This window comes from Arthrobacter sp. GAS37 (assembly GCF_044908325.1).
GTDB classification, from domain to species: Bacteria; Actinomycetota; Actinomycetes; order Actinomycetales; family Micrococcaceae; genus Arthrobacter; species Arthrobacter ramosus.
Genome location: NZ_JBIYDB010000040.1, coordinates 1 through 15,870 on the forward strand (window position 1 = coordinate 1; position 15,870 = coordinate 15,870).

At 62.3% G+C, this 15,870-nt stretch carries 18 protein-coding genes; 10 read left to right on the forward strand and 8 right to left on the reverse strand.

Features of this window, described 5'->3' with window-relative positions; all coding sequences use genetic code 11:
* The 6 genes from ABH924_RS20890 to rplM form a co-directional block, all read right to left on the reverse strand.
* Positions 1–862 (reverse strand): tyrosine-type recombinase/integrase (locus ABH924_RS20890; RefSeq protein ID WP_404501907.1); only part of this gene is annotated, 862 nt, incomplete at its 3' end.
* Positions 859–1,815, reverse strand: coding sequence for a tyrosine-type recombinase/integrase (locus tag ABH924_RS20895; protein WP_404501909.1), 957 nt, complete (start codon positions 1,813–1,815; stop codon positions 859–861). The genes ABH924_RS20890 and ABH924_RS20895, both read right to left, overlap by 4 nt.
* Positions 1,812–3,035 carry a tyrosine-type recombinase/integrase gene (locus tag ABH924_RS20900; RefSeq protein ID WP_404501911.1) on the reverse strand — a complete coding sequence of 408 codons (1,224 nt, stop codon included), beginning with the start codon at positions 3,033–3,035 and terminating at the stop codon, positions 1,812–1,814. Before ABH924_RS20900 ends, ABH924_RS20895 begins: the two co-directional genes overlap by 4 nt.
* A gap of 50 nt (positions 3,036–3,085) precedes the next feature.
* On the reverse strand, positions 3,086–3,982 hold the full coding sequence (locus tag ABH924_RS20905) for a transposase family protein (RefSeq protein WP_404501913.1): 897 nt from the start codon (positions 3,980–3,982) through the stop codon (positions 3,086–3,088).
* A gap of 226 nt (positions 3,983–4,208) precedes the next feature.
* Positions 4,209–4,718 (reverse strand): 30S ribosomal protein S9, encoded by a 510-nt coding sequence (rpsI, locus tag ABH924_RS20910; RefSeq protein WP_234749102.1) that lies wholly within the window; start codon positions 4,716–4,718, stop codon positions 4,209–4,211.
* Between the two features lie 36 nt (positions 4,719–4,754).
* Complete coding sequence (rplM, locus tag ABH924_RS20915) at positions 4,755–5,198, reverse strand: 50S ribosomal protein L13 (protein WP_024817563.1); 444 nt, start codon at positions 5,196–5,198, stop codon at positions 4,755–4,757.
* Positions 5,199–5,497: 299 nt separating this feature from the next.
* Here rplM and ABH924_RS20920 point away from each other — a divergent pair, with 299 nt between their 5' ends.
* The 10 genes from ABH924_RS20920 to ABH924_RS20965 all read left to right on the forward strand — a co-directional run bounded on the left by ABH924_RS20920 (position 5,498) and on the right by ABH924_RS20965 (position 14,231).
* On the forward strand, positions 5,498–6,151 hold the full coding sequence (locus ABH924_RS20920) for a prepilin peptidase (RefSeq protein ID WP_404501915.1): 654 nt from the start codon (positions 5,498–5,500) through the stop codon (positions 6,149–6,151).
* A gap of 268 nt (positions 6,152–6,419) precedes the next feature.
* Positions 6,420–6,611, forward strand: coding sequence for a Flp family type IVb pilin (locus tag ABH924_RS20925; RefSeq protein ID WP_404501916.1), 192 nt, complete (start codon positions 6,420–6,422; stop codon positions 6,609–6,611).
* A gap of 20 nt (positions 6,612–6,631) precedes the next feature.
* Positions 6,632–6,823 (forward strand): Flp family type IVb pilin, encoded by a 192-nt coding sequence (locus ABH924_RS20930; RefSeq protein ID WP_404501918.1) that lies wholly within the window; start codon positions 6,632–6,634, stop codon positions 6,821–6,823.
* Positions 6,824–7,024: 201 nt separating this feature from the next.
* The gene (cpaB, locus tag ABH924_RS20935) at positions 7,025–7,762 is read left to right on the forward strand and encodes a Flp pilus assembly protein CpaB (RefSeq protein WP_404501920.1); all 738 of its coding nucleotides are present in this window, start codon (positions 7,025–7,027) and stop codon (positions 7,760–7,762) included.
* The gene (locus ABH924_RS20940) at positions 7,759–8,955 is read left to right on the forward strand and encodes a CpaE family protein (protein ID WP_404501922.1); all 1,197 of its coding nucleotides are present in this window, start codon (positions 7,759–7,761) and stop codon (positions 8,953–8,955) included. Before cpaB ends, ABH924_RS20940 begins: the two co-directional genes overlap by 4 nt.
* Positions 8,952–10,397: a CpaF family protein gene (locus tag ABH924_RS20945; RefSeq protein ID WP_404501924.1), complete on the forward strand. Its 1,446-nt coding sequence runs from the start codon at positions 8,952–8,954 to the stop codon at positions 10,395–10,397. The genes ABH924_RS20940 and ABH924_RS20945 overlap by 4 nt, the downstream gene beginning before the upstream one ends.
* Positions 10,394–11,341 (forward strand): type II secretion system F family protein, encoded by a 948-nt coding sequence (locus ABH924_RS20950; RefSeq protein WP_404501926.1) that lies wholly within the window; start codon positions 10,394–10,396, stop codon positions 11,339–11,341. The genes ABH924_RS20945 and ABH924_RS20950 overlap by 4 nt, the downstream gene beginning before the upstream one ends.
* 8 nt (positions 11,342–11,349) lie before the next feature.
* The gene (locus ABH924_RS20955; RefSeq protein ID WP_404501928.1) at positions 11,350–12,252 is read left to right on the forward strand and encodes a type II secretion system F family protein; all 903 of its coding nucleotides are present in this window, start codon (positions 11,350–11,352) and stop codon (positions 12,250–12,252) included.
* Between the two features lie 66 nt (positions 12,253–12,318).
* Entirely contained in the window at positions 12,319–12,774 is a 456-nt protein-coding gene (locus ABH924_RS20960; RefSeq protein WP_404501930.1) for a TadE/TadG family type IV pilus assembly protein, read from the forward strand.
* A 50-nt stretch (positions 12,775–12,824) separates the two neighbouring features.
* Entirely contained in the window at positions 12,825–14,231 is a 1,407-nt protein-coding gene (locus ABH924_RS20965; protein ID WP_404501932.1) for a pilus assembly protein TadG-related protein, read from the forward strand.
* A 90-nt stretch (positions 14,232–14,321) separates the two neighbouring features.
* Here ABH924_RS20965 and ABH924_RS20970 read toward each other — a convergent pair whose 3' ends face one another.
* Positions 14,322–15,212 carry a tRNA pseudouridine synthase A gene (locus ABH924_RS20970; RefSeq protein WP_404501934.1) on the reverse strand — a complete coding sequence of 297 codons (891 nt, stop codon included), beginning with the start codon at positions 15,210–15,212 and terminating at the stop codon, positions 14,322–14,324.
* A 32-nt stretch (positions 15,213–15,244) separates the two neighbouring features.
* The gene (rplQ, locus tag ABH924_RS20975) at positions 15,245–15,817 is read right to left on the reverse strand and encodes a 50S ribosomal protein L17 (RefSeq protein ID WP_404501936.1); all 573 of its coding nucleotides are present in this window, start codon (positions 15,815–15,817) and stop codon (positions 15,245–15,247) included.
* Positions 15,818–15,870: the final 53 nt, after the last annotated feature.

Here is a 15,870-nt window from a genome sequence, read left to right on the forward strand (position 1 = left end):
ATCCAGGATTATGTGGCCGGAACCGGTTCCAGCGGCGCTCCCACCAGCGGAAACACCCAACCAGCCACATAACCCAGCCGTCCACGTAATGCCGCAGGACGTGCGCTGTGACGTTCTTGCGTGTCAGGCTCGGACAGGCGTCGGCCGCGGTGGCCGTGTGCAGTGCCAGTCGGGCGGCTACGGCGTCGTGGCTCATCCGCGTTCCCTCGCGGGCTGGGAAGACGAACGCGTCGGCGCTGGCACGGGCGGTGAGGTGCCGCAGGACTTGGACGGTCTGGCGGTCAAGTGGCGTGATGCGGTCTTTTCTGCCTTTCCCATGGCAGACGACGTGCGCGCCGGTGCCGAGGTGGACATCACCGACCGTCAGCGCGGTGAGTTCCGAGACGCGCATTCCGGTGGTGACCGCGACCTGGATCAGCGCGTGATCGCGGCGGCCGGCCGTGGTGGACCGGTCCGGTGCATGCAGGAGGGCGATGACCTCGGGCGGGGTGAGGTAGGTGATCTCGGTGCGCTGAGCTCGTTTCGCCGGGATCGCGAGGACACGGCTGATCGTGTCGGCGTGCTCGGGATGCTGATACGCGGCGTAGGAGAACAGCGAGTGCACTGCCGCCAGCCGCGCGTTGCGGGTGCTGACAGTGTTGCCTCGTTCGGTTTCTAGGTGCGCCAGGAACTCGGTGATCAGGTCGGTGTCCAGCTGCGAGAGGTCCAGGGCCGCCGGTGCGGTGCCGGTCGCGGTAGCGGCGTAACGCAACAGCAGCCGCCACGTGTCGCGGTAGGCGGCAATGGTGTGCTCGCTCGCGCCGTACTGGTCACACAGCCGCGTCGTGAAGAACCCTTGCAGGATCGGCGCGAGCCCGGTCATGACCGGCCCCGTCCGCCGGGCTGGGAGGGAGCGGCCGGGGAGCGAAGTCGCTCGGTCGCGGCGGCCATTAGTTCCGCGGTGCCGGTGAGATACCAGTATGTGTCACGAGGTTCGGTGTGTCCCAGCCAGGTTGCCAGGACCGGGAGCACGACGGCCGGGTTGGCGCCGGAACGGTAGGCGTCGAGCATGGTCGAGACCGCGAACGTGTGACGGAGATCGTGGAGCCGTGGACGACACGACGACGACGCCGGTCTGAGCCCGGCCTCGTTCGTCAGCCGCCGGAAGGCCGGATGAACACCGGACGGATGAAGTCGTGTGCCTTTGGTGGAGATCAGCAGCGCGGGACAAGCCGCCGCGGGCAGCAGCCGGTCCCGCCGGTGAAGGTAGTCGGTCAGCGCCGCGGCGACCGTCGGGTGCAGCGGGAGCATGCGTACCTTGCCGTACTTGCCGGTGACCGTGAGGGTGTGGCTGTGCGGGTCGAAGCTGGCGATATCCAACGCGATGGCCTCCCCGGTGCGGATCCCGGTCGCGGCCATCAGCCCGATCAGCGTCCGGTAGGTCGCTGCGCGCAGTTCGGGCTTCAGCGCGTCGGCGGCGTCCAGTAGCGCCTCGATCTCCCCGGCGCTATAGATGTAGGGGGCGACCCGGGTCGGCCGTGCCGGGAGAAGCCTGGCCGGCGGGACCTCGATGTCAGGGTTCTGACAGTGGGCCCAGCGGGTGAAGCACCGGACCGCCGACAGCCGCAGCGCCTGGGTGCGGGGCGTGCGTGCCGGGGGTGCCGTCGCGAACCCGACGGCGTCCCCGATGGTCACCGTGCGTGCGTCGCGGGCGTGCTGGTAGGCCACGAAGCGGTTCAGAATGTGCTCGGCGTCGTCGAGCTTGTATCCCAGCGCGCGGCGCACCAGCAAGTAGTCTCCGACCAGCCCCGGGAGGTCCGCCGACATCATGCTCATGACACACCGCCCCCGACCGGCCAGGGGCGTGCCAGCGCGGCCAGCCGAGTCTGATCAGTCTTCGCGTAGATCGCCGTGGTGGTCGGGCTCGCGTGCCGGAGCAGGTGCGAGACCTCCTCCAGGCTCGCTCCGGCATTGAGGACCCGACTCGCCGCGGTATGACGCAACCGGTGCGCGTGGATCGTGCCCAGCCCTGCGCGCTGCGCCGCCCGGGCGACGATGCAGCTCAGTCCCGAGTACGCCAGAGGCGTATGGGGCGCAACGGCCTTCACGAACAGGGTTCTGGCCGTGGTCTCCGGTCGCCCGCCGCGCAGGTACTCCACGATCGCTCTTCCGACGTCCACTGGCAACGGCATCCGGTCCGTCCGGTCGCCCTTGCCGTGAATGGTCAGGACGCCTGCCTGCCAGTCCACGTCATCCAGTCGCAGTCTCGACAGCTCCCCGCAACGCAGGCCCAGCCGGTGCAGTACGGTGATCACCGCGAAATCGCGTTGCCCCACTGCGGTAGACCGGTCACAGGCGTCCAGCAACGCGATGACCTGCGCCTGGTCCAACGGCTGAGGCAGACCGGACAGTCTGCGGTGCGCGACCGCCGGAACAGCGTCAGCGAGTGCAACTTGGAGGATCCGCTGATCGTGCAGGAAACGAAGGAATGACCGCAGCGCGCACGCGGTCATCTGCGCCGTCTTCCGCGTCATCGAGGGCAGATGCGTGGTCAGGAACTCGGTGACGTCAACGGCGGTCAAGCCTGCAAGTCCCGCCGCGGGCTCGGCGCCAGTGACGTCCTGGACGAACGGGGTGACCCAATGCGAGTACGCGTCAGCGACCGGGCCGCTCAACCCGCGATCGTCGACAAGATACAAGCGATACCGGGCCAACAGCGTCTCGACCGGTGATGACGGCATCGGCACCGGTTCCACCGGCACCAGCCCCTCACCGCGCAGATAGCCGAGCACCGGGTCCAGCGCCTGCAGCGAATAGTGGCTGGTGTAGGAGACGCGGCGGGCGGCCAGGAACCGCTCGATGACCCGGCCACTCACGTCGCCCAGCCCTATGTCCTGGGAGTCCAGCCACCGCGACAAATGCGCAGCGAGCTGCAGCACGGCCACCGCTGAAGTCGCCGTGTAACCGAGCCGCGCGAGTTCCTCCGCCAGTCCCGCCGCGAATCGCGCCAACGGGCCGCTGAACCGAACATGAGTCGGATCTGGAGTCGAATGCATGAGCCTGCTCCTTCCAATCAGGGAAGAACCAGCGTCCCGCACCACACGAGTTATGCCGAGGTATCCACCGCAGGAACCCCACGGCAGCAGCCCCCACCCACCGACATCGGCATAACCAGGACATCGGCATAAAACGCGTCGACCGAGACGGCGGTGCGCGGGAGCCACATCCGCAGGGCCTTGCGGAACGCCGCTGACGGGTCGATCGCGACGACCTGCACGCCCAGGCGCCATTGGAGCGGCCGGGCGAACAGCCAGTCTCCGACGCCCTCGCTGTCACGGCCGTCCACGATCCCGAGCACCTGTCCGGTGTCCAGATCGACGATGGTGCTCATCCAGGGTTCGTACCGTTTCCAGGCGTTCGTTTCGGGATCGCGGAAGAACCGCACGGACCGGTAGCGGTGTTCATCGATGCCGAGCATCCGCGGCGCCAGGGCATCAACGTCAGGCAGTGTCAGTGCCGCGGAGTCCAGGGCCCGCTGGACCAGCCACCATGAGACCCCGAACGAGGAGGCCGCTTCCGCGGCGGCCCGTCCGGATCCAATGACGGCGGCCACGAGGGCGTCGCGGAGCCGGCGGGTGGACCGGGCGCGGCGCGGGACCTGGGAGGTCTCCTCCGCGAACGTCCGCCGCGGGCACAGATACTCATCGCAGAAGAATCTCCGCTTGGCCCAGACCACTTCGACCGGGCCCGCGACGGGGATGTCGCGCAGGCGTTGGGGCCGGCGTGAATGCACGCGGGTGCTGATCACGCCACAGCACGGGCAGCCGGCCTCGGCGGTGGCTTCAACGCGGATCCGCCGCTGCCCGAAAGCGAGGATCTCAGTGTCGGTGACGCGGTAGTCGGGCAGGTTGAAAATGGCGGTGGCAGCATCGGGGCGCGGGGAAGTAGGCTCGATCAAGGCTCGTAGTTCCTGACTCTTGATGAATGCGTAGAGAACATCCATCACAGCAGGACTACGAGCCCTTCAGCTTTCAAGACACGGAATCCGTTTCACCACGAACCACGGAGAGCCGGGTACGAAGAGAGGCCCGCCCCGCCAAATGGCGGAACGGGCCTCTGCAGGGCGCTGTGCCCGAGAGCGTTTGTAGCGCTTGTGGATCCGTGCGCGTCACCGCGCTGCGGGCCCCGGACTGTGGTCGCGCCAGCGGCCGCAGTCCGGGAAAGCGTGTTTAGCGCTTGGAGTACTGCTGAGCCTTGCGTGCCTTCTTGAGACCAGCCTTCTTACGCTCGATGACGCGTGCGTCACGGCGGAGGAAGCCGGCCTTCTTCAGGGTGGCGCGGTTGTTCTCGGTGTCGATCTCGTTCAGTGAACGGGCGATGCCGAGACGCAGCGCGCCGGCCTGGCCGGAAATGCCGCCACCGTGGATGCGTGCGAAGACGTCGTAGGCGCCGTCAAGATCAAGGATCTTGAAGGGCTCGTTGACGTCCTGCTGGTGCAGCTTGTTCGGGAAGTAGTTGGCCAGCTCGCGGCCGTTGATGATCCACTTGCCGGTGCCGGGCACGATGCGAACTCGTGCAACGGCTTCTTTACGACGGCCAACTGCGGCGCCGGCAACGGTCAGTGCCGGGCGCTCCTTCTTCGGCGCTTCTGCTTCCGCAGGACCGCTTTCCGAGGTGTAGCTGGTCAGGTTTTCCTCAGCCACAACGGCCTCGGTGGTCAGTTCTTCGTTCTGAGCCACGATTCTCCTTGATTAAAAGTTGGTTGGTGGCCAGGACTACTGGGCGACCTGGGTGATTTCGAAAGTCTTGGGCTGCTGGGCTGCGTGGGGGTGCTCTGCACCACGGTAGACCTTGAGCTTGCCCAACTGCTGGGCAGCAAGGGAGTTCTTCGGGAGCATGCCCTTGATGGCCTTCTCCACGGCGCGGACCGGGTTGGATTCCAGCAGCTCCGCGTAGTTGACGGAGGTCAGGCCGCCCGGGTAGCCGGAGTGGCGGTATGCGCGCTTCTGCTCCAGCTTGGCGCCGGTCAGGGCGACCTTTTCAGCGTTGATGATGATGACGAAGTCGCCCATGTCCATGTGGGACGCAAAGGTCGGCTTGTGCTTTCCGCGCAGCAGTGTTGCGGTCTGGCTGGCAAGACGACCAAGGACAACGTCGGTGGCATCGATGACGTGCCACTGGCGGTTGATATCGCCGGGCTTCGGGGTGTACGTACGCACGGTTTTGCCTCGTTCTTGTTCTGGCGTTCATGTTTTAGGCGGCACGCTTGAAGCGTGTGCCTACTAGGTATGCGTTACCGGAGCAGAGGTGAGGGCTCTATGTACCAGTTATCCCGAAGTCCCGATATGCCTGTCGAGTTAACGATCCTGCAACTGGATCCCCAAGCGGGCATGTGTCATCGAGAAAGGACACGCACAACGACTATCAACAATAGCGGCAAGGAGCTTCAGGGTCAAAATAGGCTGGCTGGCAACAAGCATGAACAACTGAGACCGCTTCTAAGCTCCTAGGAGATACCGTGACAGCAACTGCCGCCCAGCCCTTGCTTGTGGCCGCCTTCGGGCTCCTGGGGCTGCTCACGAGCCCTCTGGCGGAGGTTCTGATAGCCCGATCCCTGCCGCGGCTTGGCGGCCTACCCTCCCCCCTAGTCCGGATCACGACGGCGGCGGCCACCGGAGCCGTGTTTGCTCTCCTTGCGCTCCGGTTCGGTTTCTCCCCGACGCTCCCGGCTTACCTGCTCTTGGCGGCGTTGGCAGTGCAGCTGTCCCGCTTGGACATGGCGCACCATTTGCTGCCAAATCCACTGGTGCTGCTGTTGCTTACAGCCGGCTTTGGTCTGTTAACTATGTCGGCCGCACTGACTCTGGACTGGTCTGGACTGCTGCGCGCGGCTGTCGGCGCCGTCTTTTTGTTCCTCGGGTACTTAATTCTCGGATTAATTTCTCCCGGCGGCCTCGGAATGGGCGACGTGAAGCTCGCAGCGCCACTCGGAATGTACTTGGGCTACTTGGGCTGGAACCAAGTGTTCTACGGGGGACTGCTGGGCTTTGTGGTGGGCGGGGTGATGACGGTGCTGCTGTTGCGCGTGAAACGCGGAATCAAGCCCGCTGAGGTGGCTCACGGACCGGCGATGTTCGCAGCAGCATTTGGGGTGGTCCTTCTCGCCGCGTGACGCCGAGCCTTCTCCCGCGGCTCGGTTCAGGCCCACGGGCTACTACTGCCTCGTCCCTTAAGTAGTACTTAGCCAGAAAAACTGAGTACTCGCACCCGCATCTTCGAGTAGTGCGCGTTGCCCCGGGATGGAAAGACGAGTACCACTACGCATTGTTAGTTAACCCTCCCAGGGGCAATTCTTGTCCTATCGAAATCCGAACGCCAAACGGGATATGAAGGCAACTGGAATTCGTAGACAAATTCACCTATCTGGGAAGGTATTTCCAATGTCAACTCTCATGATCCACACCCTCGCATTCATCGCCGGCGTCAAGAACCGCTTCTCCTCCGAAAAGGGCGCAACAGCAGTTGAATACGGGCTGCTCGTCGCACTGATCGCCGCTGTGATCGTGGCCGTCGTAGCAACTCTCGGCACGCAGATCAACACGGCGTTCACTACCATTTCGAACAAGCTCTAGCTGTGGGCGAAGAGCTCCCGATGTCAAGGGCAGCAATCGCAATCATCAGCTTCATCCGCGCAGCCGCGAACTCGACAAAGTCCGAAAAAGGTGCCACCGCGGTTGAATACGGCCTCCTGGTGGCACTGATAGCGGCGGTTATTGTGGCGATCGTGGTCACCCTGGGTGGTCAGATCAACACAGCGTTTACATCTGTTTCAACGGCCCTGTAATCCAGAGGCTGAAATTATGCCCGGGGGCGGTGCTGACGATCGGAGCCAAAGTTCCGCCAACGCAGTCACCGCTCCTGGGCATTTCTATTGTGTCGCCGCCAACGCCGGCCACGCCCCAAAGAAGCATTTCATTATTCTTGTTGGACATACAGGGGCAGTCACGATTCAACTTTCCAAATAAGATTTACGTGAGGGGAACAAGTGAAAACTCGCCTACTGGGAGGCATTGTTGCTCTTGTGCTGGCTGTTGTTGGCACACTGCTACTGGTCTCATACGTTCAAGGGGCCGAAGCCCGGGCCCAACGGGATCTCCAACCCGTCGATGTTTTGGTGGTGCAAAGCCAAATACCATCCGGCGCAACTGCGGATAGCATCAAAGCAGCTGTGAAACTCGTCTCGCTGCCGCAAGCTTCAGTTCCCAACGGGGCACTGAAGAGCCTCGACGGCCTGCAGGGCAAAGTGGCTGCAACAGACTTGCTCCCGGGTGAGGCACTGCTTGGAGCCCGTCTGGTAGATCCAAACACGCTGGCAGCCCCGGGATCGGTTCCCGTTCCACCTGGAATGCAGGAAATCTCCGTCCAGCTGGAGGCCCAGCGGGTCATCGGTGGCCGCATACAAGCCGGAGACACTGTCGGCGTCATTGTGCTGTTTGCGGACGGTGCCGCTGGGGAAACAGCCCAACAGGTCTTCCACAAAGTCTTGGTTACCAGCGTCCAGCGCGCAGATTCCAAACCTTCTACGACGACTCAAGACCCCAAAGCGCAGGCCAACACAGAGCTTCCTTCCGGGTCACTCCTGGTCACCCTTGCCCGCAACGACGTCGATTCAGCCAAATTAGCCTTGGCCGCACAATTCGGCACGATTTGGCTCACCAAAGAGCCAGCATCAACGACTGAAAGTGCGCCCGCAGTCGTCAAGAAGGCAGATGTGTTCCGATGAGCCGTTTCGTGCTAATCACGCCAGACCAAGACTTCGAACGCCGCGCCCGGCTAGCTACGAAGGGACTCCATGGCGCCATCCATGTGATCGTCGCCGATTACCTGCCACCGAGCCCTGACGATATCCTCCGAATACTGACAGGCGAACCCGTTGAAGTAATACTCCTGGGCCCTGGCCTCCCGATGGAGGACTCAATTCGGCTTGCCAGCCTCTTCGACCTCCAATACCCAGAAATTAGCATCGTTGTTGTCACGGAAAAGGAAGCGGATATCGCCCTGCCGGCCATGCGTGCCGGCGTCCGGGATCTTCTTGCACCCCACGCCCAGTCTGATGACATCCGGGCCATGCTGGAGCGCTCCAGCCTGGCAGCAGCAAGCCGGCGGCGCGGACTCGGCAATTCCGTTGAAAGCCACCCCGGCGCTGGCAGGATCATCTCCGTCATGTCGCCCAAGGGAGGAGTCGGCAAGACAACCGTCACCACCAACCTCGCGGTAGGACTTGGCAAAGTCGCCCCCATGGGAGTCGTGGTCCTGGATCTCGATCTGCAGTTTGGTGACGTCGCTTCAGGACTCATGCTGGAACCGGAACGGACTCTAGCCGATGCAGTACAAGGGGCTGCGGTCCAAGACAGCATGGTCCTCAAATCCTACCTCTCCGTACACCCGGCCGGGATCTATGCACTCTGCGCTCCTCTGAATCCGGTGGATTCTGACAAGATCTCCGGCGCCCAAGTGGCTCATCTGATCCAGCAACTCTCCACAGAGTTTCAATTTGTCGTGGTTGATACCGCTCCGGGCCTAGGGGAACACGTCCTCTCCACGCTCGAGGTCGCCACCGATTCCGTCTGGGTGTGCGGCATGGACATCCCCAGTATCCGCGGCCTCCGAACCGGCTTCGGCATACTCAACGAGCTTGGCTTATTGAGTGAACACCGTCACGTCATCCTCAATTTCGCAGACCGTCGCAGCGGGCTCACACTCAAAGACGTGGAGGCCACGATCGGCTGTCCCGTCGACGTCGTGCTTCCGCGGTCCCGGACGGTGCCGTACTCCACCAACAAAGGGGTGCCGCTACTTCAAGACGGAACCCGAGATCCAGCAGCTAAAGGCCTGGCGCAATTGGTTGAGCGATTCAAACCCGACTGGGAAGAACGGTCCCACAAGAAACTTCACAGAAGGGCAGTAGTCCAATGAGCCTCAGCAGACGACTCCAAGCCGCCCGAGGGATTGAAACCGCCGTCGCGGAACCTCCAAACACTAGCGAGTCCGCTCCCTGGGGCGCCCCCGTGATCACAGGCGCAGGCCAGTCTCCTAGCCATTCCAGTGCGAGGGAGGCATCAGATACCAATGAAGCGCTCAATGCGGTCAAAGAACGTGTCGGCACCGCACTGTACGAACGGATGGGGAGCCGAATCACCGACTCATCCATGGACGAGGCTGAGCTGCACCAGTACGTCAAGGACGAACTCCGAGTCATTATCGAACAGGACGAAATTCCGCTGACTCTCTCTGAACGCCAGCGTCTGGTCCAGGAAATCATCGACGACGTCCTCGGACTCGGCCCGCTCCAGAAATTCCTGGAAGAAGAAGCCGTCACAGAGATCATGGTCAACGGAGCAGAAAAAGTCTACGTCGAGCGGGGCGGAAGGCTGCATCTTACCGGTGCCAAATTCAACGACGAAGAGCACCTCCGGCGCATCATCGAACGCATCGTGACCAAAGTCGGCCGGCGCATCGACGAGTCCTCCCCCTTGGTGGACGCGCGGCTTTCCGACGGTTCCCGCGTCAACGCCATCATTGCCCCCCTTGCCATCAACGGTTCAGCACTCACTATCCGCAAATTTAGCCGCGTCCCACTCAGCGTGGAGAAGCTGATCTCCTTCGGCACAATGTCCCCCGAAATGGCCGAATTGCTTCATGCCTGTGTCCAGGCTCGGTTGAACATTGTTGTTTCCGGCGGTACGGGTACCGGCAAGACCACGTTGTTGAATGTCCTCTCCAGCTTCCTTCCGGCTGACGAAAGAATCGTCACCATCGAGGATGCAGTGGAGCTCCAGCTGCAGCAGGATCACGTTGTCCGCTTGGAAAGCCGCCCGCGCAATATCGAGGGAAAGGGCGAAATCAGCATCCGGGACCTTGTACGAAATTCCCTCCGTATGCGCCCCGACCGCATCGTCATCGGTGAAGTCCGCGGCGGGGAATCCCTGGACATGCTTCAAGCGATGAACACTGGCCACGATGGTTCCATCTCCACAGTGCACGCCAACTCCCCACGCGACGCGATTGCCCGCTTGGAAACCCTGGTGCTCATGGCAGGCATGGATTTGCCCCTCCGTGCTATCCGCGAACAAATCGCTTCCGCGATCAACCTGATTGTTCACATTTCAAGGCTTCGAGATGGAACCAGGCGAGTCACGCATGTGACGGAGGTTCAGGGCATGGAGGGGGATATCGTCACGCTCCAGGATGCATTTGTGTTCGATTACTCAGCAGGGGTCGATGCAAATGGACGCTTCCTGGGACGGCCGGTTCCGACGGGGGTACGTCCCCGGTTTGCGGATCACTTCGTCGATCTAGGAATCAACCTCTCTCCGTCGGTTTTTGCTCCGGTGCCGGTGGGGGGTGCGTTTAGATGACCAGCGCCAACCCAGCGTTCCTGGCAATCGGCGTAGGGCTGTGTTTTGTCGCGCTGAGCATCCTCTTGCTCGTTACTTTGGGATCTGGTCGCAGCCCAATTGCCTTGTCCCGCAGACGCCCCGGGGTCTCCGATAGCCGCTCTCTGCTCACCAAGGCCACTGATCAGGCAACCTCGTTCGTCGAACGCCGAGTCGGCCGCGGCGCCAGTTTCGGTAGCCGCGAGTCCTTAGATCAGGCCGGTCTTAAAATGGGCCAGGCAGACTTCATCCTGCTGGTGGGATGCGCTGCCGTCACTGCGGGGTTTGTCGGGTTCTTTATTAATGGAATAGCCTTTGGCGTCCTGTTCCTTTTGGCCACCCCGATGGCTGGCATCATTTTCCTGAAGTTCCTGACGGGGCGGCGGCGCGCAAAATTCGAAGACCAACTCGGCGATACCCTGCAAATGCTGGCCGGTGGCCTGCGGGCCGGCCACAGTCTTCTCCGCTCGGTGGATGCCGTCGCCAAGGAAACCGAGGCACCCACGTCCGAAGAGCTTGCAAGAATCGTCAATGAAACCAGGCTGGGCCGCGAGCTCCGGGAATCCATCCAGGATGCCGCACATCGCCTTCGCAGCGAGGACTTCGACTGGACGGGGCAAGCGATTGAAATCCACCGCGAAGTGGGTGGGGACTTGGCAGAAGTCCTGGACCATGTGGGCGAGACCATACGGGAACGATCCCAAATCAAGGGGCAAGTGAAGTCCCTGAGTGCGGAGGGTCGACTGTCGGCCTACATCCTCACAGGCTTGCCGATATTGGTGTTCCTTTGGCTGAGCGTTGCAAATCCCAGCTACGTAGGAACTCTATACACAACCTTCTTGGGCTGGATCATGCTGGTGGTCGGGACATTGCTACTCATGACCGGCGCCTTCTGGCTCAGTCGAGTCATAAAGATCAAGTTCTAGGAGAGATCATGACGACAATGGCATGGGTGATCGTGGCAATCATTATCGTTCCCACTACATACATTGTGTGGTCCGTAGTATCCGTGGATCGGCGGGGATACGCGGCAGTTCGTTCCAATTTGAATCGAGGCCGGAACCTCATTGCTGACACCGGGGCCGGGGCGCTTTCAACGAACGAAGCAAAGCAATCCGCGCCCCTAGGGGTTCGGATTACCCCCAAAGGCTACGCCGCGTGGCTCGACAAGCTTCTCGCGAAGGCCGGCCGGCCGGCCCGCTTTCGGCTTGACCGCCTCCTCATGGCCAAACCAGCCCTGGCACTCATCGTCGCGGTCCTGGCGATCCTCGTCCTGTTAAAGTCGCCCAGCGGAAGCGGCGTGCTCGTGGCAATTGTCCTCACAACGCTGGCTTATTTCGTGCCGGACATCTTGATCCACGGCCGCGGCGCCGAACGGCAAAAGGCCATCGAATTTGAACTTCCCAACACCTTGGATCAAATGCTTATCTCCGTCGAAGCCGGGCTCGGCTTCGAAACGGCCATTGCCCGGGCCGGTCAAAATGGCAAAGGACCACTTGCTGCAGAGCTAGCCCGGACGCTTCAGGACATGCAGGTGGGACGAACCCGCAAGGACGCCTACCTCTCCATGGCCGAACGCGCCGATGTGCCGGATCTTCGGAGTTTCGTCGCGGCTATCGTCCAGGCCGACATCTACGGCATTGCAATTGCCAATGTGCTCCGCTCCCAGGCCAAGCAGATGCGAATCAAACGCCGGCAGCGTGCGGAAGAAAAGGCCATGAAGCTGCCCGTGAAGGTCCTATTCCCGCTGATGTTCTGCATCCTCCCGGCGCTCTTCATCGTGATCATCGGGCCGGCAGTTATCAAAGTAATGGACAGCATGGCCGGAGCGTACTAGCTCCCCACGACCACACATTTTTCGGAAGTCTTCAGGTACCCACAACACCTTTTGAAGGAGCCACTGATGTCTAGATTCAGGGCACGAAGTGCAGCGAAACGGAATGTCCGGCAACGAGGTGCGGCGGCCGTTGAATTTGCCCTCGTCCTCCCCTTGCTTCTCTCCATGCTCCTTGGGGTCATCGACTTCGGCACGGCGTTGGGGCAAAGTATCAGCCTCCAGGGCGCCGCGCGCGAGAGTGCACGCCAAGGCGTCACGCAAGGCGACGTCATCGCGTCCGCGAACCAGGCGAATGGACTGATGGATACAACCAAACTCCAGGTGAAATTCGTCGTGGATACCTCGGGCGGCGCTCCCGGAGTCATGGTTGTCTGCTTGCGTTACCCCCAATCGTCCCTCTCGGGTTTCTACTCGTGGGCACTCAACGGCTTTTTCGAGGCCAAAGCGGTCATGAAAATGGAAGGCACAGCGGCTGTGACCTCAGGGTCACAGGCTTGGAGCGGAGGATCATGCACTCTCTAAACGATAGAGACGGTAATACCGAAGACGGTATCGGCGAAAGTGGGAGCCCGGTGCGTCACAGAATTGCTCACGGGGCTCGGCGTCCGGACCCGACGAGCCGGGAGCGGGGCGCGTCGATTCTCATCTTTGCGCTGCTGGTTCCCGTGCTCTTTGGCTCGGTAGCGTTGGCCATCGATTTCGGCCACTTGCTTTTCGAGCGCCAGCACCTGAGCAACGCCCTGGATGCCGCCGCCTTGGCGGGTGTGGCCTCCCTCCCGAACGATCCCGCCACGGCACAGAGTGCTGCGCTCTCGTACGCCAACTCGAACGATCCCGGCACAATCCCCACCGTCAAATTCTGGTGTGTGGTCGGCTCCACAGGGGCCTCCAAGACTGTGGCCAGCGGCCAAGTACCAAGCGTCTGCGACCCGGGAACCGTCGCCGGCGCCAAGTGCAACGAGACGATCTGCGCGATCCCCTGCGTAGCGGGAAGCGGCCACACCTGCAACTCGATAACTGTGACCGCCTCTACGAATGTCCCCTTCGCGTTCGCGCCAGTGATTGGCATAAACACCGGGAATACTGGGTCTTTGTCCTCGAACGCATGCCGCGGATCCTGCGGTGCGCAGAGTCCGAACCCCATGAATGTTGCCATTGTCGCGGACCGGACAGGCAGTATGAGCGACGCTGATCTGTCCTCACTTAAGTCGGGGATCCAGAGCACACTGCAGACCATGACAAACACCCAGCAATACGTGGCACTAGGCACCATCGGCCGCAGCAGCTCCACTCCCGGTTGCATCACCAACCCCTCCGGCTCACAAACAAGCGGCCCCTGGCTCCCGGTTCCCTTTTCCAACGACTACACGACCTCAGCGACACCACCGGCGCTCAACAGCAGCAGTAATCTGGTCAAGGGTCTGCAGTGCCTGGCCCACTCGGGCACAGGCACCAGCCTCGCATCGCCAATGAAGGCTGCAGCAAGATACCTTCTGGGCTTCGACCCCAACAACCTGGGGAGTCTGCCTGCGCGTTCGGGAACGCCTCGCAATGCCATCATTCTGGAGACGGATGGTGAGCCCAACGAACCTGATGTCGCCGGATCCACATCTGTGTCGACTCCCGGAGACATTGGAAGTTCCAATGGCATCACAGCGTGCAACAATCTCTTGGCAGTGGCCGCGGATGCCAAGGCGCGTGGAATCCTGATTATTACCGTCGGGTACAACTTAGGCACAGCACGGTGCGGGGGTAGTGGAGCGTATGTGCGCGATGTCCTCGCCGCTGCAGCATCGCCGGACTCCCAGGGCAATCCGAGTACGGCAAACGCCTGTTCCACACCCGCTCAGATCGCCGCCGAAAATTCTGATGGAGACTACTTCTACTGCGCCGGGAGCGGAACGGCACTTGGCCCGATCTTCCTCTCGGCGATCAACGCCATCAGCGGGAGCTCCCAGCTGATCCAAATCCCGAGCTGACTGCTCGTCCAAAGCGGCAGCGGTTCCCTGAAAGACCGGTCCTCCTCGACACCCAGAGTCGAGGAGGACCCCTTCGGACCACCGCGCTGCCTACTCCCGCCGCGCCCGTGTCAACTCGGCCCGCGCAAACAGTTCGTCGTCGGAGGGATAGGCCACTTCCTCAAGAACCAAGGGGTGCGGCGCCGCCAACACCGACTTGGCATCCCTGATTCCAGCGAGCAGGCGCTCGTGCAGCCACTCCGGACTTTCCAGGCCCTCCCCCACACGCAATGCGGATCCGACCAAGGCACGCACCATGTTGTGGCAAAATGCATCGGCCTGGACGTTGGCGACCAGTACGCCGTCGCTGCCGCGGACGAACTCAAGCCGTTGCAGTTCGCGGATGGTGGTGGCTCCCTCACGGGGCTTGCAGTACGCGCGGAAATCCTGCAGCCCCAGCAGCGCCGCGGCTCCCTCGTTCATAGCCCCCTCGTCCAAGTCGGCCTTATGCCACAGGGTGAGCCTTCGCAGGACGGGGTCCCACCGTTCCGGGCCATCGGCGATCCGGTAGCTGTAGCGGCGCCACAACGCTGAGAAGCGAGCGTCAAAACCGTCAGGCGACAGTCCGACGTCGTGCACTTCGATGGCGCCGGTTTCGTCCTGCAGGACCCGGCTCAAGGCTCCGCGAAGCCTCCGCAGCAGCGCGGCGGCGGGGTCGATCTCGTGGCCCCTCGGCAGTCCGCCCCACTCGGCCTCGGACAGGTCAATGTGCGCCACTTGTCCTCGGGCGTGGACACCGGCGTCGGTCCGCCCCGCCACGGTGACACGTACGGGACGCCGAACGATCAGCGCCAATGCCTCTTCCAACGATCCCTGCACGGTCCGGAGACCGGGCTGAAGCGCCCAACCGTTGAAAGGGCCGCCGTCGTACGAAAGATCCATCCGGACACGCAAAAACCCGCCGCCCCCCAAAACGGGGGCAGCGGGTTTTCGTTCGTTCATAGACTTAAGTCTACTGTGAAGAATTCAGTGAATTACTTCTTTTCCTCAGCGGCCGGAGCCTCTTCGGTTTCAGCAGCTTCAGCTTCGGGAGCCTCGGCTTCGGTCTCCGGGGCTTCAGCCACAGCTTCAGCCTCAACGACCTCTTCCTCGACAACCGGAGCGGTCTCTTCGGCAGCCGGAGCAGCTTTCTCAGCGTCGCGCTTGGCGGCAGCGGTTGCCTCGGCAACTACAGCCTGCTTCGGGGAAACCGGCTCAAGAACCAGCTCGATGACAGCCATGGGAGCGTTGTCGCCCTTGCGGTTGCCGATCTTGGTGATACGGGTGTAGCCACCATCGCGGTTGGCAACGGCGCCGGCGATGTCGGTGAACAGCTCGTGGACGATGCCCTTGTCGCTGATCAGGCCGAGCACGCGACGGCGGGAGGACAGGTCGCCGCGCTTGGCGAAGGTCACGAGGCGCTCTGCGTACGGCTTCAGGCGCTTGGCCTTGGTGACCGTCGTGGTGATGCGCTTGTGCTCGAACAAGGCTGCTGCCAGGTTCGCGAGCATCAGGCGCTCGTGAGCCGGACCGCCTCCGAGGCGCGGACCCTTAGTGGGGGTAGGCATAGTAATTTCTCCTGTAATGAAGGCCGTCCGGGTCCGAACGTGGACTCGGTGGC

What these genes read in the sequence shown, in the direction of transcription:
- ABH924_RS20895 (WP_404501909.1), bottom strand. Translation starts at nt 1,815, where the DNA reads ATGAGCATGATGTCGGCGGACCTCCCGGGGCTGGTCGGAGACTACTTG.
- ABH924_RS20900 (WP_404501911.1), bottom strand. Translation starts at nt 3,035, where the DNA reads ATGCATTCGACTCCAGATCCGACTCATGTTCGGTTCAGCGGCCCGTTG.
- ABH924_RS20905 (WP_404501913.1), bottom strand. Translation starts at nt 3,982, where the DNA reads ATGGATGTTCTCTACGCATTCATCAAGAGTCAGGAACTACGAGCCTTG.
- ABH924_RS20925 (WP_404501916.1), top strand. Translation starts at nt 6,420, where the DNA reads ATGTCAACTCTCATGATCCACACCCTCGCATTCATCGCCGGCGTCAAG.
- ABH924_RS20930 (WP_404501918.1), top strand. Translation starts at nt 6,632, where the DNA reads ATGTCAAGGGCAGCAATCGCAATCATCAGCTTCATCCGCGCAGCCGCG.
- ABH924_RS20940 (WP_404501922.1), top strand. Translation starts at nt 7,759, where the DNA reads ATGAGCCGTTTCGTGCTAATCACGCCAGACCAAGACTTCGAACGCCGC.
- ABH924_RS20945 (WP_404501924.1), top strand. Translation starts at nt 8,952, where the DNA reads ATGAGCCTCAGCAGACGACTCCAAGCCGCCCGAGGGATTGAAACCGCC.
- ABH924_RS20950 (WP_404501926.1), top strand. Translation starts at nt 10,394, where the DNA reads ATGACCAGCGCCAACCCAGCGTTCCTGGCAATCGGCGTAGGGCTGTGT.
- ABH924_RS20955 (WP_404501928.1), top strand. Translation starts at nt 11,350, where the DNA reads ATGACGACAATGGCATGGGTGATCGTGGCAATCATTATCGTTCCCACT.
- ABH924_RS20960 (WP_404501930.1), top strand. Translation starts at nt 12,319, where the DNA reads ATGTCTAGATTCAGGGCACGAAGTGCAGCGAAACGGAATGTCCGGCAA.
- ABH924_RS20970 (WP_404501934.1), bottom strand. Translation starts at nt 15,212, where the DNA reads ATGAACGAACGAAAACCCGCTGCCCCCGTTTTGGGGGGCGGCGGGTTT.
- rplQ (WP_404501936.1), bottom strand. Translation starts at nt 15,817, where the DNA reads ATGCCTACCCCCACTAAGGGTCCGCGCCTCGGAGGCGGTCCGGCTCAC.